The 19,168-nt window shown below is 66.2% G+C and carries 19 protein-coding genes and 1 tRNA gene; 10 read left to right on the top strand and 10 right to left on the bottom strand.

What is annotated here, in order from left to right; translation table 11 throughout:
* Both BMX17_RS26300 and BMX17_RS17545 read left to right on the top strand, forming a co-directional pair.
* Window positions 1-1,607, top strand: a 1,607-nt coding sequence (locus BMX17_RS26300; protein WP_092662476.1) for a hypothetical protein, incomplete at its 5' end; no start/stop codon positions are given.
* An 84-nt stretch (window positions 1,608-1,691) separates the two neighbouring features.
* Window positions 1,692-2,801 carry a hypothetical protein gene (locus BMX17_RS17545; RefSeq protein ID WP_092662474.1) on the top strand — a complete coding sequence of 370 codons (1,110 nt, stop codon included), beginning with the start codon at window positions 1,692-1,694 and terminating at the stop codon, window positions 2,799-2,801.
* A 16-nt stretch (window positions 2,802-2,817) separates the two neighbouring features.
* Here the strand turns inward: BMX17_RS17545 and BMX17_RS17540 are convergent, their stop codons facing one another.
* Window positions 2,818-3,804 carry a glycosyltransferase family 2 protein gene (locus tag BMX17_RS17540; protein WP_092662492.1) on the bottom strand — a complete coding sequence of 329 codons (987 nt, stop codon included), beginning with the start codon at window positions 3,802-3,804 and terminating at the stop codon, window positions 2,818-2,820.
* 195 nt (window positions 3,805-3,999) lie between these two features.
* Here BMX17_RS17540 and BMX17_RS17535 point away from each other — a divergent pair, with 195 nt between their 5' ends.
* The 4 genes from BMX17_RS17535 to BMX17_RS17520 all read left to right on the top strand — a co-directional run bounded on the left by BMX17_RS17535 (window position 4,000) and on the right by BMX17_RS17520 (window position 6,069).
* A complete protein-coding gene (locus BMX17_RS17535) occupies window positions 4,000-4,266 on the top strand; it encodes a hypothetical protein (protein ID WP_092662472.1) in 267 nt (88 codons plus the stop codon).
* A gap of 83 nt (window positions 4,267-4,349) precedes the next feature.
* Window positions 4,350-4,583: a hypothetical protein gene (locus BMX17_RS17530; RefSeq protein ID WP_092662470.1), complete on the top strand. Its 234-nt coding sequence runs from the start codon at window positions 4,350-4,352 to the stop codon at window positions 4,581-4,583.
* A 95-nt stretch (window positions 4,584-4,678) separates the two neighbouring features.
* The gene (locus BMX17_RS17525) at window positions 4,679-5,377 is read left to right on the top strand and encodes a metal-dependent transcriptional regulator (protein ID WP_092662468.1); all 699 of its coding nucleotides are present in this window, start codon (window positions 4,679-4,681) and stop codon (window positions 5,375-5,377) included.
* The gene (locus BMX17_RS17520; protein WP_092662466.1) at window positions 5,374-6,069 is read left to right on the top strand and encodes a TMEM165/GDT1 family protein; all 696 of its coding nucleotides are present in this window, start codon (window positions 5,374-5,376) and stop codon (window positions 6,067-6,069) included. The genes BMX17_RS17525 and BMX17_RS17520 overlap by 4 nt, the downstream gene beginning before the upstream one ends.
* A gap of 4 nt (window positions 6,070-6,073) precedes the next feature.
* Here the strand turns inward: BMX17_RS17520 and BMX17_RS17515 are convergent, their stop codons facing one another.
* The 5 genes from BMX17_RS17515 to BMX17_RS27350 form a co-directional block, all read right to left on the bottom strand.
* On the bottom strand, window positions 6,074-6,274 hold the full coding sequence (locus tag BMX17_RS17515) for a hypothetical protein (protein ID WP_092662464.1): 201 nt from the start codon (window positions 6,272-6,274) through the stop codon (window positions 6,074-6,076).
* A 97-nt stretch (window positions 6,275-6,371) separates the two neighbouring features.
* Window positions 6,372-6,611 (bottom strand): HalOD1 output domain-containing protein, encoded by a 240-nt coding sequence (locus tag BMX17_RS17510; protein ID WP_092662462.1) that lies wholly within the window; start codon window positions 6,609-6,611, stop codon window positions 6,372-6,374.
* 62 nt (window positions 6,612-6,673) lie between these two features.
* On the bottom strand, window positions 6,674-7,876 hold the full coding sequence (locus BMX17_RS17505; RefSeq protein WP_092662460.1) for an orc1/cdc6 family replication initiation protein: 1,203 nt from the start codon (window positions 7,874-7,876) through the stop codon (window positions 6,674-6,676).
* A gap of 599 nt (window positions 7,877-8,475) precedes the next feature.
* Window positions 8,476-8,566 (bottom strand) — tRNA-OTHER (locus BMX17_RS17500).
* 120 nt (window positions 8,567-8,686) lie between these two features.
* Window positions 8,687-8,818 carry a hypothetical protein gene (locus tag BMX17_RS27350; RefSeq protein ID WP_280141410.1) on the bottom strand — a complete coding sequence of 44 codons (132 nt, stop codon included), beginning with the start codon at window positions 8,816-8,818 and terminating at the stop codon, window positions 8,687-8,689.
* Between the two features lie 606 nt (window positions 8,819-9,424).
* Here BMX17_RS27350 and BMX17_RS17495 point away from each other — a divergent pair.
* Entirely contained in the window at window positions 9,425-9,955 is a 531-nt protein-coding gene (locus BMX17_RS17495; RefSeq protein WP_139203570.1) for an HTH domain-containing protein, read from the top strand.
* A gap of 134 nt (window positions 9,956-10,089) precedes the next feature.
* Window positions 10,090-11,106: a DUF1616 domain-containing protein gene (locus BMX17_RS17490; protein ID WP_139203569.1), complete on the top strand. Its 1,017-nt coding sequence runs from the start codon at window positions 10,090-10,092 to the stop codon at window positions 11,104-11,106.
* On the opposite strand, the gene BMX17_RS17485 is transcribed toward BMX17_RS17490, so the two are convergent.
* The gene (locus tag BMX17_RS17485; protein WP_092662454.1) at window positions 11,071-12,465 is read right to left on the bottom strand and encodes a glycoside hydrolase family 3 protein; all 1,395 of its coding nucleotides are present in this window, start codon (window positions 12,463-12,465) and stop codon (window positions 11,071-11,073) included. The two genes, BMX17_RS17490 and BMX17_RS17485, sit on opposite strands and share 36 nt — an antisense overlap.
* Window positions 12,466-12,549: 84 nt before the next feature.
* Window positions 12,550-13,128 carry a metal-dependent hydrolase gene (locus tag BMX17_RS17480; protein WP_092662452.1) on the bottom strand — a complete coding sequence of 193 codons (579 nt, stop codon included), beginning with the start codon at window positions 13,126-13,128 and terminating at the stop codon, window positions 12,550-12,552.
* A 423-nt stretch (window positions 13,129-13,551) separates the two neighbouring features.
* Between BMX17_RS17480 and BMX17_RS17475 the strand changes: the two genes are divergently transcribed.
* Both BMX17_RS17475 and BMX17_RS17470 read left to right on the top strand, forming a co-directional pair.
* Window positions 13,552-14,640: a glycosyltransferase family 2 protein gene (locus BMX17_RS17475; protein WP_092662450.1), complete on the top strand. Its 1,089-nt coding sequence runs from the start codon at window positions 13,552-13,554 to the stop codon at window positions 14,638-14,640.
* A 111-nt stretch (window positions 14,641-14,751) separates the two neighbouring features.
* Window positions 14,752-16,149: a hypothetical protein gene (locus BMX17_RS17470; RefSeq protein ID WP_092662448.1), complete on the top strand. Its 1,398-nt coding sequence runs from the start codon at window positions 14,752-14,754 to the stop codon at window positions 16,147-16,149.
* Window positions 16,150-16,250: 101 nt separating this feature from the next.
* On the opposite strand, the gene BMX17_RS17465 is transcribed toward BMX17_RS17470, so the two are convergent.
* Window positions 16,251-17,144: a GNAT family N-acetyltransferase gene (locus tag BMX17_RS17465; protein WP_170845459.1), complete on the bottom strand. Its 894-nt coding sequence runs from the start codon at window positions 17,142-17,144 to the stop codon at window positions 16,251-16,253.
* 109 nt (window positions 17,145-17,253) lie between these two features.
* Complete coding sequence (locus BMX17_RS17460) at window positions 17,254-18,891, bottom strand: alkaline phosphatase family protein (RefSeq protein WP_244515044.1); 1,638 nt, start codon at window positions 18,889-18,891, stop codon at window positions 17,254-17,256.
* Between the last annotated feature and the right edge of the window lie 277 nt (window positions 18,892-19,168).

Raw genomic sequence — 19,168 nt, 5'->3', positions numbered from 1 at the left:
ACATCAGCGCCGAGGGGGCGACCTTCGACATCGAGGCGACCGGGAGCGACTGGGTCGTTCGCAACGTCGGAATCAAGGGCGTCTGGGACCAGTACGAGAAACGCGAGCCGTTCCGGGCGGCGGTCGATCGGGGAAGTACTGGCCGGATCGAGAACTTCTACTTCGCCGACGGCGCACCGGACGACGCCTACCCTGGCGTCACCGGCATCTACGTCTACCGCAACCACGCTGGCACGCTACGGATCGACCGGACGAACATTCAGGATATGCCCGACAACGCTATCTACGCCAGCACGCCGGGCTATCCCGACACCGACGAGTATCCGCTCCCCGAGGGCGGCGGGGGTGTGGTGGAGATTACCAACTCCTACGCCGCGGACTGTCAGGCCGCACACTTCCGACTGGGCACGGCGGGCTCGTTCGCCCGTAACTGCGTCGCCGTCGGCGGTGAGGGCGGACACCGCGGGTTCCTCGGCCGGTTCGACACCACCCGCGCCATCGACTGTGACTTCGTGGGCCACTCCCGCGGTGACGTGGTCTGTGGCACGTTCGGCTGGCCGAGTTCCACCTCGGCGACCGTCTCCGTCGAGGACTGCCGGTTCGAGACCGTCGGCGATCTCACCTACACCGGTGACGTGGTCGGCGAGTCCACCGGCACGCCACGGACCGAACCCCCCGCAGGCGTCCCCCGGAGCCCCGAGGAGGCCGCCGCCGGTGGCGCTGACAGTGACAGTTCCGACGGTTCGACTGACGACTCGACCGGGACCAGCCTCCCCAGCACGCTGACCGTCGAGACCACGGAGGGTGGTCCGCTGGTGGAGTACGAGTTTACCGTCGAGGGGACCGTGGCTAACGGCGACGCCGCCGACAGCAACGACACCATCACGGACGAGGGGGAGACGGCGACCGTCACCGGCGCGACTGGTAACGGGTACACCGACTCCTTCCAGTTCGAGGGCGACCTCACCGACTGGTCGGCCAGCGTCGCCAGCGACCACTACCGCGTGCTGGTCGACGGCGCGGAGATCGACCCCACCGACGCCGGCGGCAAGACACTCACCATCGAGACGACAGAGAGCGGCCCACTGGTGGAGTACGAGTTCACCGTCGACGGTTCGGTCACGAAACGTGACGCCGCCGACGGCAACGACACCGTGACGGAGACCGACGGGACGGCGACCGTCACCGGCGTGACCGGCAACGGGTACACCGACTCCTTCCGGTTCGAGGGCGACCTCACCGACTGGACAGCCAGCGTCGCCAGCGACCATTACCGTGTGCTGGTCGACGGCGAGGAGATCGACGCGACCGGCGTCGGCGGCCCGACGACCTTGACCGTCGAGACCGACGCGGACAGCCCCGCCGTCTCCTACGAGTTCTCCGTCGACGGCACCGTCTCCAGGGGCCCGACGGCCGAGGGCGGGTCGAGCATCGCCTCCGACACGATCTCCGGCGAGGACCCGGCTACCGTGTCCGGCGTGACCGGCCGCGGATACGCCGACGACTTCGAGTTCGAAGGGACGCTCCTGAACTGGAGCGCCGATGTCGACGCCGACGAGTATCGCCTGTTGCTCGACGGCGAGACGGTCGATCCGTCCGAGATCTGAGGGATCGACGCCGGATTCGGTCGTCGGCCGCATCCAACCCGAACGAACTCTATAACAAAGGTCGTGACCGCGCCACCTCCGGTAATGCGGTATCTGGTCTTCACCAATACGCCGGCTCACGTCCACCTGTACAAGCACGTCGTCTCGGAACTCCGAGCTCGGGGCCACGAAGTGCGCGTGCTGGTCCGCGATTACGGCTGTACGCTGGCCCTCGCCGACGCCGCCGGGATCCCCTACTCGGTGTATGGTGGTTGTGACACGACGAAACGCTCGCTCTTGGCGAACCTGCCTGGCCAGTACGCGCGGAGCCTCACCGCGGCCGTCAGGTTCGATCCGGACGTCGTGTTCGGGATCGGAGCCTACGCCGCTCCTGCCGGCCGCCTGACCGGTGCCCGGACGATCCTCGTCCACGACTCCGAACCCACGTCGCTGGACCACCACATCGCTCGTTCGCTGGCAGACGCACTGCTGACTCCCGATACGTTCCGGGACGACCTCGGCCCGAACCACCGTGTGTTCCACGGCTTCAAGGAGTCCGCGTATCTCCATCCCGACTGCTTTTCCGCCGACCCGTCCGTCCGTGCGGACCTGGGCGTCGGTGACGAGCCGTTCGTCGTCTGCCGGCTCAACGCCTTCGGCTCCCACCACGACGTGGGCCAGGGCGGGTTCACCGTCGAGCAGGTCCGGACGCTGATCGACGACCTGGACGATCACGCCACCGTCTTCGTCTCCGACGAGGGCGGCGACCTCGACGTGGACGCGACCGCCGGCCGCCGCTTCGACCTCCACCCCGCGCGCCTCCACGACGCCCTCGCCGAGGCGTCCCTGCTCGTCGCGGACACCCAGACGATGGTGACCGAAGCGGCCCTGCTGGGCACGCCCGCGGTCCGCTCGAACTCCTTCGTCGGCGCGGACGACATGGGGAACTTCGTCGAGCTGGAAGCGCGCGAACTCGTCCGCAACGTCGCGTCTTTCGAGCGCGTCCGCGCGACCGCCCTCGACCTGGTGACCGACGACGGGGCGAGCGACCGCTGGGAGTCCCGGCGACGAGAACTACTCTCCGAGACCGTCGATCTCACCGAGTTGCTCGTGAACGTCGCGGAGAATCCCCGCGTGATCGACCGGGTCGCCGGTGTCACACGGCGTTCCCCCGGGCCCGCGGCCGGCGCGGGTCGGTCGTCGACGGCCGACTGACGGAAAACGTGGGCCCTCAGTAGGAGACCGTCTCTTCGAGGTGTTCGTTGTGCTGCATATCGAAGATCATCGCGAGCACCAGCAGGGCGCAACTGAACAGGAGGATGAACACCGACACACTCCCAGTCAGCAGGGACGCCCCACCGACGACGGCCAGGCCGGCGAACGCGAGTCCGGCCGCGCCGCCGAGCACACCCAGCGCGTACAGGAACACGAGCGGGTGGAAATCCACGAGACAGTACTTGACCTTCAGTCGCCACAGAAAGCCGACGAACAGTAGCGTGGAGAGCCGCGGGACGAACGTCCCGTAGTTGATGTGGCTCTGCTCGTCGCCGTAGACCGCCTGCATCGGCACGTCAGCCACGCGGAAGCCGTGTGCGTTGAGCGTGATGAGCAGGTCGTTGCTGAACCCGTAACGGTCGTAGAGTGCGTCCAGCTCGATCCGCTCCAGCGCGTCGAGCGAGATCGCGGTGTACCCGTTCTGTGGGTCGTTCGTCCGCCAGTAGCCGCTGGCCAGTTTCGTCAGGAAAGTCAGCAGGAAGTTCCCCATCGACCGCCACGAGGACATCGCCGACCGGAGTTCGCGCGACTGGAGGCGATCCCCCTTGGTGTAGTCGGCTCGGCCCTCGACGATGGGTTCGACGAACCGGTCGAGGATCGAGGGGTCCATCTGTCCGTCACCGGCGATCACCGCAGTCACGTCCATCCCCTCCTGGAGCGCACGCCGATACCCCGTCTTGATCGCGCCACCGACACCCTGGTTGGTCTCGTGTCTGATCGGCTCGATCCGGTCGACCGGCTGACCACCGTCGGCCTTGGCCGCCACCGCGCGTTCGTCCCGTTCGCTGTGGTCGTGAATCTCAGCCCACGTCCCGTCGGTCGAACAGTCGTCGACGGCGTAGACGCGGTCCACGAACGCCGGAATCGAGTCGAGGACCTCGCCCACCAGTTCCTCCTCGTTGTACGCCGGGACCACGACCGCGACAGTTTGCCCGCTGTACATCCGCATCTCAGACTCGGCGGTGAAGGCTTTGTAATTGAGATCCTGCCGCGTCGAAGTCACTCTCTTCGCAGTTAGTTGCGGGCCGGACACCCGATAGCCGCTGTCGAATCGCCGGGCCGGAGCCAACTGTTCGCACACTTTCGACAGTCGTGGGTGTAGTAACACATATTTCGCTGGAATACCGTACCTAGACCGATGCGTATCAAAGACAAACCCGCCACGCCGACCCCGAGTCGCCTCCTCGGGACCATCCTTTTGGTCGGCGGCGGGATCTTCATCGGGGACTTCTTCTGGGCCATCGCGACGTACTCGCCGTCGATCCAGTCCGCAGGGCTGACGGTGTGGACGGTGCTGACCGCCGGCGTCCTTGCCGGTTCGGTCCTCGTGGGCGTGGGCGTCGCGACGGTGTTACACTCGACCGGTCACATGGAAATCGCCGCGAATCTGGACTGGGATCTGTAGCGACTGTTCGGCCACTTCGACGCCAGCGGACCCGCCCCTATCTGGCCCCCGAACGTAAGTGTATCCACGCCGTTTGAGTGGCTATGAGTGAGGAACGGGGGTCTGTCGTCGCGAAGACGACGGGGGTCAGATGCGAGTCGTATCCCGACGAGTGCACGTTCGCGATGCAAGCGGGCGTGTTCGACGATGACGACGGGGCGGAGAGCGTTCTCCGGTCGTTGCGTCCGACCGGCTGTTGCCCGACCTGTGGCAGCGAACTGGAATCCTGGGACCCGGCGTTCCCCTCGGTCGCGCCCGGCCGCCCCGGCGAGTGGTGAAGTTTTCCCTGCCCGCATTCTGTGTTCGACTATTAGCAATAGTATTGTTCGAAGGGGCAGGTTTATGAATTAGAGCCATCTAAAAAATCGCAAAGATGCTGAGCGACGTGATGGAGGACTATCTGAAGGGGATCTACGAACTCCAGCGTGAGTACGGGGCTCCGGTGAAGACGTCACTGATCGCGGAGTCACTGGACGTGACGGCACCGACGGTCACCAGTATGATGGAGAAACTGGAGGAGCGCGGCCTCGTCGCGCGCGAGAAGTACAAGGGCGTGGAGCTGACTGAGGAGGGCGAGACGGTCGCCGTCGAGATTATCAGACATCACCGCCTGCTGGAGGCGTTTCTGGTCGACCACCTCGACTACGAGTGGACCGAGGTCCACGAGGAAGCCGACGTGCTGGAACACCACATCAGCGAGGAGTTCGAGCAACGGATCGCCGAACGCCTGGGCGATCCGGCGGTCGATCCACACGGCGATCCGATCCCGGAGGCCACGCTGGAACCGCCGGCCGCCGACGAGACCCGGCCGCTCGCGGACTTTCCGGTCGGTGACCACGTCGTCGTCGCACGGGTCCGCGACCGCAACGAGGACGAACTGGAGTATCTGGCCGAGGCCGGCATCGTCCCCGGTCGCCACCTCGTCATCGAGGAGAAGGCACCCATCGGCATGGTGACCGTCTCCCACGAGGAGGGCCAGCAGAACCTCCCCGACGGGGTCGCCGAGACGATCAGAGCCAGGGTCGCCGAACCCGATGACCGGCCCGATACCCGGCACGTCACCGAGTCATGAGCGGGTTCCTCGAGATCATGGTGGTCGCGATGGCCACTCAGCTGGCCGTGTTGCCGGGCGAGAAGGTGCAGTTCCTCATCGCCGGACTCTCGACGCGCTACAACCCGCTCGTAGTCGTCTCAGCCGCCGGGGCTGCCTTCGCCGGCTGGACGGCGCTGGAGATCTGGTTCGGACAGGCCATCAAGAACGCACTGCCCGGGATCTATCTCGACGCGATCACCGCCGCGCTCTTCCTGTTTTTTGCGGCCGCGCTGTGGCGGTCGGCACCGTCCCCGGAGGCCCAGCCGATGGACACCGACGGCTCCGGCGTCCGGGCCGTCGAGGAACACGAACTCCCCGTGATCGGCTCGGTGCCGACCAAATTCGGCGGCTTTCTGCCGATCTTCAGCCTGATGGCCGTCGGTGAGTTCGGGGACAAGACCCAGCTGGTCACCATCGGGCTCGCCATCCAGTACGGCGCACACCCGGCTATCTGGGTCGGTGAGATGCTCGCGATCATCCCTGTGAGCCTCGCCAACGCCGTGTTCTTCTATCGGTTCTCCCACAAGTTCGACCTCAGGAAAGCCCACTTCTTCGGAGCCGGCCTGTTCGCCTTCTTCGGGCTCGACACGGTACTGTCGATCACCGTCGGGTTCTCGATCTGGGAACAGGTCGTGCAGGTGGTGAGTACGACGGTTCTCGGCCTGCTCTAGCCGGCTACTCCATCTGTTCGGGCATCTGCAGCGCACCGTACACGAGCGAGAGGAGCGCGAGTAACACCACGCCGGTGGCACCGATGATCTCGTAGTTCGTCGCGAACGCCAGTGACGAGCCGACCAACAGACCAAATAGCGCGACGGGGTAGGCGGCCGACTCCGGCAGGGCTTCTAGGGCGTTCCGCGGGCGCTCGCTGAACATCTACGTACTCTGTCTCCCGCTATCTATTTGTCTCCTGTCATTAGTTACTGACAGGAACCGGTCGAACAGAACGTCCGTTCCAGGTACGCTCGGCCCCTCACTCGTCGCCATTGGGGGTGAGCGAGACCGATCGGTCGTGGCCGATCTCGACGGAGAACCCCTCGTAGTTGAATCTGACGTGGCCTTCCCGGAGCACGGACCCGTCGGCGTCGTCGAACAGCGATTCGAGCGCGTCGGGGTCGATCACGTCGTGCAGCGGCACTAGCGCCTCCGGTTCGACACCCTTCTCCGTGGCCACTTTCCGAACCAGAGCGTAGCTGATCGACCTCTCGTCCATACGTCCAGTATCGAGCGCGTCTCCTTACCTGCTTCGACCGGATCACGGCCGGATGGCGGCGGTCAGGATTCGACGGTTTCGGCGAGGACGCGCTTCACGACGTGTGGATCCTCCAGAAGCTGGTGTTCGGTGTAACTCCCGTCGGCACTCCCGCCGCTGTGTCGTGATTGTTCGATGATGTCGAGGAAGGCGTGTTCTTTCAGGAGGTCCCGGACCCGGCGCAAGGAGAGCGGGTCGGCTCCCTCCTGCCGGCAGATCTGCTGGTACACGTCGAACACCCGTGTCGTCCGGAAGGCCTCCTCGTCGGTCTCGTCGAGCGAGAGAACGGTCAGCGCCTGGAGGACGTGCCGGGAGTGTGGCGTCGAGCCCCGGATGAGTTCGCGGAAGCGGTCGGTCTCGGCCCGTTCGCGTGCCTGAACGACGTACTCCTCGCGGACGGTCCCCTCGTCGTTGGACTGGGCGATCTCGCCGGCGTACCGGAGGATGTCGATGGCTTTCCGGGCGTCGCCGTGTTCCTTGGCCGCCAGCGCCGCGGCTCGTGGCACGACCGATTCGTCGAGGACACCCTCCCGGAACGCGTCGCTTCGGGCGTCCATGATCGCGCGCAACTGCGTCGCGTCGTAGGGTGGAAACACGAACTCCCGCTCACAGAGGCTGGACTTGACCCGCTCGTCCATCCGGTCTTTGTACTTGATCTTGTTGCTGATGCCGATCACGCCGATCTTGCAGTCCTCGATCTTGCCGGCCTCGCCCGCCCGCGAGAGTTGCATCAGGATGTCGTCCGAATCGAGTTTGTCGATCTCGTCCAGGATGATCAGCGCCACGTCCAGTCGCGCGTCGAGGATCGACCAGAGCCGCTTGTAGTAGGTCGCCGTGCTGATTCCGCGGTCGGGAATCTTGATCTCGGTCGACTCGCGGTCGTTCAGCGCGCTGGCGATGGTCTGGACGGCCTGTGTCTCCGTCGAGTCCTGCGCGCAGTCCACGTACGCGAACCCGGCCGTGACACCCTCCTCGTCGGCGGTCCGGATCAGCCGCTGGGAGACGTACTTCGCACAGAGGGACTTGCCCGTGCCCGTCTTCCCGTAGATGAGGATGTTGCTGGGACTCTGCCCGAAGATAGCGGGGTTGACGGCGTTGGCCAACTGGCTGATCTCCTCGTCACGGCCGACGATCCGCCCCTCGTCCGGCAGGTGATTGATCTCCAACAGCTCCTTGTTCGCGAAAATCGGGTCCTCCCGGATGAACAGATCGTCGGATTCGGACATCCTCTCACACCGTGTTTCCGGTGGACCCGACTTTACTTTTTCCCCGAGACCTGGACACCGTGTTTCCGGTGAATATCGGGCTAAAACCGTCCGAAAGACCTATTTCGACCAGTATCGATTCATCGGAAAGTATACTATTTTTCCGATATACGGCGACTCTTTGCCCGGTCTCGGTTCACCGGAAACCCGGTGTCCGTCTGTGGACCTGACCGCCGGCCGACAATAATGCACCGACGAACGAACTGAATGATTACACTAACACACCGAGTTTCCGGTGAAATCCCCCGAGTGAGCAAAACAGAGCGCTCTGGAGTCTCCTTCTGTGGCCCGTCCGATTTAACACATTTCTGTTATGATAACCGCTATCGCTCGGAGAGATGGAGTTTTCACCGGAAACTCGGTGTGTCCGATGAACGTCGAAATTCCGGTAGTCGATCCCTACGGTAGTCTCAGTGGAGTCCCGTCTGTGGATCACACACAAGCCCATAAGATCGTCTCTAGAACCGCTCTGTCGAGTGTTTTCACCGGAAACTCGGTGTGTGTAGGAAGGAGCTACTCACCGCTCGTGGCTGGCGAACGGTGCGGCGTCGCGTTCGGAACGGAAGGGGCGGGAATCGAACCACGCGGGGCCTTGCGGCCGCCGTCGGACCGAATGGTCGCGACGGTGCTCTGCCACTGAGCTACCCTTCCAGCACGTCACCGCCGACGCGGCAACGTAGTCGACGACCGCTGGGCGTATGGTTATGCGGTGTTTTTCTCGAACCGCCGCCACCGTGAGGACGTATCGACTTCGAGCAGTGTATGGGTCGATCAGTCAGACTCCAGCCGCCAGACGACCTCACCGCCGATCAGTTCGCCGTGACCGTCGTCACGACCGCCGTGGTCGATAAGCAGTGGAACCAGCGGTGCACCAGTGTTCTCCGCGTCAGCGTACCGTGTCATGGTGAACGGCCACCGCGTCGGTGGCTTGGTCCTACATCATCGTTCGTGGTGATTAGTATAGCCCGATTATCCACCTGCTATCCGGTTCGGCGGCGGAACGGTCGTCTCCCGTACCGGGCGTATAACAATGGTAACTTCGGTCGACCGTTTCGGTGGGCCCGCTCGAGGGCCTCACGCACAGTTGCGTGACGTGCCACAGAGCCGCGGAACGGTTCGCCACTGTTCCGATTGGGGGAGCCTGCCGGACCCGATCAGGCACCCACTGGTTTCCCGCTGCCTTCAGCTCACGCGCCGGCACGTGCCCCATCACGTGCCAACGCTTCTGCCACACGTTCGGTCGAGCACTCGAGAACCAGCACGACGACACGTCGGCCGCTAGGAACTCCTTACTGGCTCGATCCACCGGTCCCGTCTGTCGTCCGGCGTTTGTAGCAGGGTTACACGCGGGTATAGTCGGTGTATACTGCCGAGACGTGTCTCGAACACTCGTTCTGCCGATCCAGTATCGGAATTAACCGACGGCAATCGGTCCGAACGGTCGAGGTACTTAAGCACAGGCAGGGCGGGTATCCGGTAACCCTGGACGGGATCCAGGGACGGGTAACAATGAGACGCAGTTCAGACCAAGCCAGTGAGTGGTGGAACGCGAAGACACGGTCTCTCCGTAGCGGACGCCCGCCGCGGATCGAGGTGTTTCTGCGGTCGTTTGCGCCGCCGATCGGCGTGCGCGAGCAACAGGAGGACGTTCTGGATCGACTCCGGCAACTCGAACGGCAGGGGGTCGTTGAAACGGTCTCCGTCGATATCTGGGGCAAAGCCGTCTGTCCGGAGGGACACTGTGACGAGACCCACACCGGCGAGCGGATCCTCGATCGGATCGACGAGTTCCGTGCCTGGGCCGCGGACGCGGACGTGCCGGTGGCGTCACCGTTCGAGGAACGACGCGTCACTTCGACCACCACCGACGAGGAGTTCCGGAAGATCGTCCTTCCCCGGCTCTGTCTCGGTGTCTACGTCGACGAGGACCTCCAGCTCGTCCTCCCGTGCCAGCTCGAAGACGAAACTATGTCGGTCGAGTCGTTCCTTTCGGCGCTCGACGCCGCCCCGCCGGCCGAACGCATCGGCACCTCCCCCTGACTGTCGACACCTGCCGGGCCGATCTAGCCGACCATAACCGAGCCATAACAAAGCCCGACTCGGCTGTATGTTCGGCCACTGATGTCTCGCCGTAGACACGACACGGAGCGGTGGCTACACGGGGCGAGCTGACCATGAGCACCGAATCACCGTCCTGGGGCCGGCTCGGCAGAGCCGTTCGCGCGGTCCCGTTCGATCTCCTCCTCGTCGTGTCGGTGGCCCTGTTCGTCGCGACGAACCTGCGGGCCACACCGGACGTTGCCAGCGTCCGCACCCTGCTCGGGGCCGTGTTCCTGTTTTTCGCTCCCGGATACGTCCTCCTCGCCGCCCTCGTCCCCGACGCGTCACACGTCGGTGAATCACGGTTCACCCCGACGACGTTCGCCGAACGCCTCCTGCTGGCGTTCGGCGCGAGCGTCACACTGCTCCCGCTGTTCGCGCTGGCCGTCGCGGTCGCCGGCCCGCTCTCGACGCCGCGGATCGTCGCCAGCGTCGCGGCCTTCGTCGTGCTCGGGACCGTCGTCGGCTGGATCCGACGCCTCCGGCTCCCGGTCGAGCGCCGATACAGCGTCCCGACCGATCGCTGGCTAACCCAGGCCCGCGCGTTCCTGACGGGTGGCTCCGCGGTCACCACCGCGGTCAACGTCACGCTCGCGTGCAGCGTTCTGCTCGGCCTCGGCGCAGGCGCGTACGCCGTGACCACCCCGCAACCCGACGCCGAATTCACCGAGTTCGCACTCCTCACCGAGAATGGGGGTTCGGAGTACGTCAGCGGCGACTACCCGACCAACCTCACACGAGGGCAGGCGGCCAACCTCACCGTGAGTGTCGAGAACCAGCGCCGTGAGGCCGCCAGATACACCGTCGTCGCGGAACTCCAGCAGGTCCGGGTCACCGACGACCGCATCCGCGTCCTCTCGCAGTCGGAACAAAACCGGTTCTCCCGGACCGTCGGACCCGGGCAGACGTGGTATCGCCCCCACCGCATCCGCCCACGGCAAGCCGGCACCGACCAGCGCCTCGTCTACTACCTCTATCGCGGTGCTGCACCGGACGACGCGTCCGCTGCGACCGCGGACCGGCACCTGCAGCTCTGGGTCAACGTCTCGACCGGCCTAGGCGCTGCGAACGATACGGCCCAGCGCCGCTAGGCCGAACACCAGCACCGCTCCCGCCCCGATCACGACGAGCGCCCACTGTACTGTCGTGGGAACGCCGCTTCCGGCACTGTTCGCGGGCATCCTCTGTGTCTCGGTGTTCGCGGCCGGCGGCTGGCCGCCGCTCCCCACGACGACGCTCCGGCTCACGTTTCCGACCTGGACCGTGTAGGTACCCGCCGCGTCGAAGCGCTGGGTGAACGTCACGCGTCCGGTCGCGTTCCGTTGGAGCGTCAGCCGCTTCGCGTCGACGACGGTGTCGAACGTTCTGAGCCGAACGACGCCGCCGCCGTCCGCGCGACCGTCGTTCGTGACGGTGGCCCGGGCGGTCACCGACTCGCCGGGCGCGATCCGCTCACTGGATAGCGACAGGTTCGAGACGACGAACGCCGGCTGTGGGCGCTCGACTCGGACCGTCGTCTCCGCGTCGTCGATGTCGACGAGCCACTCGCCAGGTCCCGGGAACTCGACGGGGATCTCGACGAGTCGGCGCTGTCCCGCGTCGGCGAAGACCGTGTGGTTCCGGAGGATCGTGTCGTTGCGCGTCTCGATCTCGAAGGTCGCCTCGCCGTCACTGTGGCCCCGGTTGACGACCGTCGCCCGGATCGACCCCGTTCGGTTCGCGAACAGCCTGGACGCCTGACTGACGTTCGTCACCGTCAGCTCCCGGCGGGGATAGCCGAACGCGAGCGGGACCGTCCCCGACGTGGGCGCGCGCACGACTGCGTCGCTCCCGTCCCGGAACCGCGTGGTGTTCCGGATCGGTCGCCAACTTCCCTCGCGGAAGGCCAGAACGCGAAGGTCGTTCACGCTCGCGTCGTCGTCTCGGAGGTCGTCGCGCTCGGCGTCGAAGTTGTAAGTGACTGTGAACGAATCGCCGGGCGCGTTCGCGGTCGCGTTCACGTAGAGGAGCGGTCGGTCGAGCCTGGTCGGCCGTGTCAGTTTTCCCCTCGCCGCCGTCGAGAAGTTGTCGAGCGATCCGACCGCCTCGACCTGGAGGGCAAACGCCGAGCGCGCCCCCTTCGACTGGATCGAGAGCCCACGGAGCTCACCGTTGTCGACGCGGCCGACACCGGAGGGGGTCTTCGTCTCCGCACTCCGGGCGAGGCCGGCGTTGCGAACGCCGACGCGGAACGTCGTCGGCGACTCCCGCGTCGCCTCTGCCGTCATGAACCCGAGTGGGTTCCCGCCCGACCCGTTCGGCGCGTCCGCCTGCATCGGCCACCCACACTGCGAACAGTCCCAGCCACCAGATCGATCGCCGGCCGGGACGGCCGCCGCCGACAGCGGCACCACGAGCCCCACCGTCAGCCAGAGCGCGACGAGAACGAAACTGCGTTTCCGTCGTGTCATGGGAAGCGGTTCTGCACCTGCGTTCGCCGGACGCGGGTATTGTTATGACCTGCAAACCCTACTGGCGATTCGGCGGCCGATCGGTCACCCCGTGATCGCCCGTCGAACCCGCCGGGGGCACAGGCCGAGCCCCGGCCGGCCGTCCCACACCCAGAGACTCACCGCGAGCCCCAGCAACAGGCCCTCGGCGGCCAGGTACAGCGTCCCGCGCGGCGTCGCCAGGAACGCACCGAACCCGACGAGGAGATCGCCAAGTTTCGCGATCGCACCCGAGCGCGCGCCCGGTGGGATCTCGACGAACGGATACAGAAGAAAGGCGAGAGCCGGCGCATCGCCCAACAACACCGGGTAGAACACGTCGCCGGGAAGGTGCGAGAGGTACCCGATTGCGAAGGCAACGCCGCTCTCACCGCGGTCGATGGCCCTGGTCGCGATCAGCACGCTGGCGATCAGCGGGACGGCGAACGGAAGGGAGTGTCCGAGTGACCGTCCGGCGGGGAGTACGTGCAGCCACCAGGCGAGGGGCTTGTCGATCAGGTCTGGCAGCTGTGAGCCGGCGAGCAGCGCTATCACGGCCAGATCCGTCGGCGGTCGGCGACCGACCAGCCGAACCGCAAGCGAATAGATCACGTAGCCGACGGCCGCGTGTTCCCACGGCCACATATTAGCGCCCTGCCGGAGTGGGGATGGAGTTGCACAGGGAGACCGGCGTGTGCCAGCCAGCGATTCGGCGGCGCGGCTCGTCACCGGAACGGATCAAAACACGGGACTTCATCGGCCGAGGAGGGGGACGGACCGAGGTTAGTAACGCGGTGCATACTACCGGTGCGACCGCTCGATGGGGCGCGTGGACACCACAGACAGGCCGTAGCGAACGCGGACCGGGCGGTCTACCGACGATCCGCCAGTCCGCACCGTCGACCGAGACGGCGTTTATACGACTGGAGAGCCGTAGTCGCCGCCGAACGCGACGGAAGGGATTCTCTGAAACAAGTTCCCCATAACAATGCTCGCCTCGGCCTTCGAGGCGCAGGATGCACGTGTACAGGACGGCAACCGCGGCGTTCGAGCGGTACCCGTGGTAGGATGTACAGGAATCATACCATCGCGGTCGTCGTCCCCGCGTACAACGAGGCCGGACTGGTCGGCGACGTGATCAGGACGGTTCCGGAGTACGTCGACCGCGTCTACGTCGTCGACGACGGGAGTACCGACGGCACGTGGACGGAGATCGCCGCGGCCGCGACCGCAGTCAACGAGTCGACCGATGGCACTGTGGCTACTGTGTCGACTGCCACCACCGCAACCGGGCTCGACGAGCGCGTCGTCACGATCCGCCACGACGAGAACCGCGGCGTCGGCGGCGCGATCAAGACCGGCTACCTCCACGCCCGCGAGGACGGGATCGACGTGACCGCAGTCATGGGTGGCGACGGGCAGATGCGCCCGGAGGGACTGGCGGCCGTCATCGATCCCATCGTGGAAGGACGAGCCGACTACGCGAAGGGGAACCGACTCCACGACCCGGAGACGGCCCAGGAGATGCCGCGATTTCGCCTGCTGGGCAACAGAGTCCTGACGCTGTTGACGAAAATCGCCAGCGGTTACTGGGGGACGAGTGACCCGCAGAACGGCTATACTGCCATCTCCCTCGACGCGCTCGAAGCCGTCGATATCGAGGAGATGTACGAGTTCTACGGCTACTGCAACGACCTGCTGGTCAAGTGCAACACCGAAGGCCTCCGGGTCGCAGACGTGCCCCGGGCGGCCGCCTACGACGACGAGGAGAGCCACATCTCGCTGTCGACGTACGTCCCGCGCGTCTCGACGATGTTGCTGACGAACTTCCTCGGTCGGCTCCGCGACCAGTACCTCCGCGGGCCGGCGCACCCGGCCTGGCTCTCGTACGCGACCGGGCTCGTCACGGGGATAGCCGGTGTCGGCCTCGCGCTCGCCGAGGCCGTCGATACGGACGGGACCGCACGGAGCGTCGGCAACGCCCTCTCGCTGGCGCTCGTGGGCTGTCTCGCCTTCCTGCTGGGAACGATCCTCGAACGCGACCGGTTCGCCGACCGGACCGTCGTGGCCGAGCCCCAGGCCGTCGACACCGGGGAACGGATCGAAGCCGAGGGCGCGACGACCGACGGGCACCAGCCCGAAGCCTCGGCGGACTGAACCGGTGGCCGTCCCCCGCCTGGGTCGCACTGACGTGCCCGTGGACCGAAGGCACGGCTTAGCCGCCGTTCGCGGATCATAACCAAACCCCCGCCACTGCTGGACACGGACGTGACGCGGCACCCATCCAGCCCCGAGTCACTCACTCGTCGTCGGCTGTTACAGGTACTCACGGCCGGGACAGCGGGCGCGCTCGCGGGCTGTTCGTTCCTCGACTCCGATGAGGAGACACCCGGCGGATCGCCGCCCGCCGAAGTGACGCGGGACCCCGCGACCGGCCCGGGAGCCGGTGGCGTCCCCGCCCGACTCGCCGCCGAGTACGACCGAACGATCAACGTCGTCGACGCCGGCGCGGACAACACCGGCTCGAAGCCGGTCGACGACGTGCTCCGGAGCGAGATCGGCGACAGCACGCTGCTGTACTTCCCGCGCGGGGAGTACCAGTTCGCCGAACCGATCGAGCGACCGTCCGTCTCGAACCTCGGACTCGTCGGCGACCGCGCACTCTTCCGCCCGCCCGAGGGGTTCGCGCAGGCGCTCCTGGTGTTCGGCGTCGACGGGACCGTGACCGACCTCCACGTACAGGGCATCGACTTCGACGTGACCGCCGACCGAACCGGCGCGCGCCCGCTGTACTGCGACGTGGACGACGGACTGCTCGTGCGCGACGTGACAGTCGAAGGACGACAGGACGTGGACAAAGACGGGATGCGGTTCGACGTGACCAGCGAGGACGGCACGGGTCGCGTCGAGGGACTCCGCCTCCCCCACGGCGGATCGACGGAGTTCCCGAACACCGGGATCTACGTCGGCGAGAACAGCGTCGGACAGTTGTCGTTCATCGACTGCCAGGTCGGTGGCTGGCCGGACAACGGCCTGTACGCGTCGCCGGCGACGGGTCCGGTGAACGTGCTCGGCGGCCACTACCGGAACAACGGCATCGCGAGCGTCCGCGTCAGCGGCGACAGCGTCGTGCGGAACGTCCGGGTCACCTGTAACTCCACCCGCGAGGGACTCGAGAATATGCGCGGAATCAGGTTACGGGAGGGCGGCGACGTGCTCGTGGACGACGTCCGGGTCGAGATCCGGTCGGTCACCGGGAGCGACGGCGCGATCACCATGGCCGAGTGGTTGCAGTCGGCGACGGTCCGTAACTCACGGCTCCGGACCGACGTGGACGACGTGCCGGCGATCAACGCGAAACAGCCCGGTGAGGAAGCCCGGCAGGCGACCGGTGCTGAATCGCTCACCGTCGAGAGCGTCCGCGTCGTCGGCGCAGCCAGCGGCGAGGCCGCGATTACGATCGCCGGCCGCGACGGCTGTCGCTTCGACCGTCTCTGTATCCACCAGGGCGGCCGCCAACGCAACGGCATCCGCCTGACGGACTCGACGGGCCACGTCGTGACCGACAGCGTCCTCGACGTGACGGGGGACCCGCTCGTCCTCGAAAACGCGACGACCCAACGCCGCGGCTTCGACACCGTCGCGGCGCTGCCCCAGTGTCTGTGAAACCGATCGCCGGAGCCATGAATCTACTACCTCGTAGTCTCGATCGAGCGCTTCCGCGATCACGGCCTGTGAATCGGCGTCGGCGGGAGAAGTGATGGCTCTCAGCGCAATCGCTTGTACAGCGTCGAGACCAGCGACATCGGGCGGGTACTGACCTCCATGCTGTAGAACGTCACGAGTTCCGGCGCGAACTTCGCCTTGTAGTCGGCGATCCGCTGGTTGTTCGCCCCGACGAGGTCGTACGTGTCCCGACCGCGGTCCCGGGCCGCGCACATCACGTGCCAGTCGAGCAGGTCGTTGACCGGCGCGTCGGCGTCGGGTTTGGCCCCGCCCTGCCACCGGTAGATCGTGTCGCCGGACTCAAGCGTGATCAGCCCACCGGCGAAGGTCCCGTCGAGTCGCACCTCGTGGGGCCGAAGGACACCCTCGGGGAGCGCATCGTACAGCGCCCGGACGTACTCGGGTGTGACGAGGTAGGTCTCACCCTGCTGTTCGTGGCGGGCGATTACCTGGTCGATGATCCGCTCGATGGCGTCGTGTTCACCCTCCCGAATCTCGACCTCGTCGGGTGGATCCCGGACGTTCCGGCGGGCGTCGTTGCTGAACGCGTCGAGCAACTCGTCGGTGCCGGGCGTCAGATCCACCACGTAGGAGTACCGGGGGACGACCTCGAATCCCTGCCAGGCGAACTGTCGAGGATCGGCGAACCGGGGCGTCGTCCGGACGTTGACGTAGCTGGGCGCGAACCGGTCGTAAAAACAGGATAGCGAGGCGTCGAGAAACGACCGCCGCCGCCGGTCGCGTTCGGCCTGTGACCACTCGTCCCGATCCAGCAGCAACGGACCGAGGTACGGGACCTTGTGGTCGGGCACCGGTGAGAACAGCGTCGTCACGGGCCGGCGGGACCGCTCGAAGATCGGAAAGAGGCCCACCGGTCGCCCGTCCTGGTAGCCGACGAACGGGTGGAGGGTCGCGTCGGATCGGTCGGCGAGCACCCGTAGACACTCGTATCGGTGAAACGGTGTCGCCGCCGGAGACTGGGCACAGAGATCGTTCCACCGGGCCGCCGGCACCGTCCGCGTCAGCCGCGTCCGAACGGGAGACTCAGACGTCTTCGAGGTACCCGAGGTTGGCGAGGTGCTGTTCGACGGTGGTGCTGTCGCGCTGTTGGATGTCTCGTGCATTGAATTCGGGATAGGTCTGGCTGTCGAGCCGTTCGACCAGCGGAAGCGTCCGCCCGTCCATGCGATCGCTGGGCGGGACACCGAGCGTCGAGAGTACGGTCGGTGCCACGTCGAAGATGTGCGGGCGGTCCGCGGTCTCCATGGCCGCCGGGGTCACGTCCTCGCCTGCGGCGATCAAGAGCCCGGTCCGCTTGTGGTTCCAGGGCTCACGCGGCGTGTCGAACTGCGTCCCGCGGAGCGAGCCCGCCAGGAAGTGCTCGAACCCGGCGGGCACGACCACGATGTCCGGCGCGGCTTCGAGATGGGGGCCCTCGTACACGTCCTCACGGGGCCGGACGGCCTGAAACACCGGCCGCCCCTGCGGGGTTTCGACGGCCGACAGCGCCTCGATCAACTCGTCGCGAACCCGGTCGTAGTCGCCGGGGTCGACGACGCCCTCGGGCTCCCGGCCGGCGAGGTTGATGCGGACGCCGAGTTCGATCCGCGATCGCATATACGCTTTCGAGGCGGGGAAATCGACGCGTTCGGTACCGGCCCTGATGGCGTCCGTCGGCGCGATGGCGGTCACGGCGTCGGCCAGCCCCAGCGGTTCCAGCACCCGCTGGACACGCTGGCTGGTAATCCCGACGCGGGCGGCCGCCGAGGCCACGCGTTCGAGCGGAGTCCGGTCGCGCTCGTCCGGGTCGTCACCGTTTCGGAGATGGTTGCGCGCGATAGCGTCCCAGGAGGGCATCCCCTCGCCACCGGCCGTCGCTGTCACGTCCCCTCGTTCGCGGAGGAAGTCGTTGACCCGGAACTCGTAGCCGCCGTACTCACCCATCCCGTGATCGCTGACGACGATGACGTTCCGGGGGTCACAGGTCTCCAGCACTCGCCCGACAGCGTCGTCGACGGCGGCGTAGACGCGGTCGACGGCTTCCTGATCTCCGGGGCGTTCGTGAAAGACCGTATCCGTCACCTGGAACTGGAGGAAGCCAAACTCCGGGTCGTGTTTCGCGACCAGGTTCTCGAAGACGCGGCCGCGAGACCGCGCGAGTCGCTCGAACGCGTCGACCTGTTCGTCCCGGGAGGCCTCACTGGCCTTGGGCGGATAGATCTGGTAGTCCTCGGCGTTGGCCCGTTCGAGAGCGTCGTCGGGCACACAGGTCGGGTTCTCCGGCGCGACGTACCCTGGCACGACCGCGCCGTCGATCGGGCGGGCCGGATGGGTGACGGGAACGTTCACGACGACCGACTCGCGGCCCTCGTGGTCGAGCAGTTCCCAGATCGCGAACTCGTCGACGTTCGACCGGTCGACGACCGTCCAGTCGTAGCCGTCGAAGGTGAGAAACCCGTAGACGCCGTGTTTGCCCGGATTGACACCGGTGTAGAGCGACGGCCAGGCGCTGGGCGTCCACGGGGGGAGCTGTGAGGTGAGTCCACCGGCGTACCCCCGCCTGCACAGCGACGCCAGTGTCGGAACCGCCCCGTCGTCGACGAGCGGTTCCAGCACCGGCAGACAGGCACCATCCAGCCCCAGCAACAGCGTCCGCATCCCTGACGAACGGCCTGCTGTCATCGGTCACTCTTGTGCCACCGGCGGTATTGTTATGGGACGTTTTGTCACCCCCGAGCGGTCGTCGAACCGGCGATCAGGCCGTGTAAGGAACACTTACCCACGAATCGCCCCTCACTGTCGATAGCCCGCCACGAGTGTGAATTGGCACCAAAACCCACGTGTGTCGAGTTCTGAGTCCGACCGCGTAGTAGCAAGTACCTACTCGTGTGGGGAACCAACCCGCAAGTACTCCGCCACCGAAGCGGGCCCATCAATAGCGAATTGCAGCACAGACGAG

The organism is Halorientalis persicus, from assembly GCF_900110215.1.
Lineage (GTDB): Archaea > Halobacteriota > Halobacteria > Halobacteriales > Haloarculaceae > Halorientalis > Halorientalis persica.
Note: the sequence above shows the minus strand (reverse complement) of the source record. Positions and strands in the feature narration are given on the sequence as shown.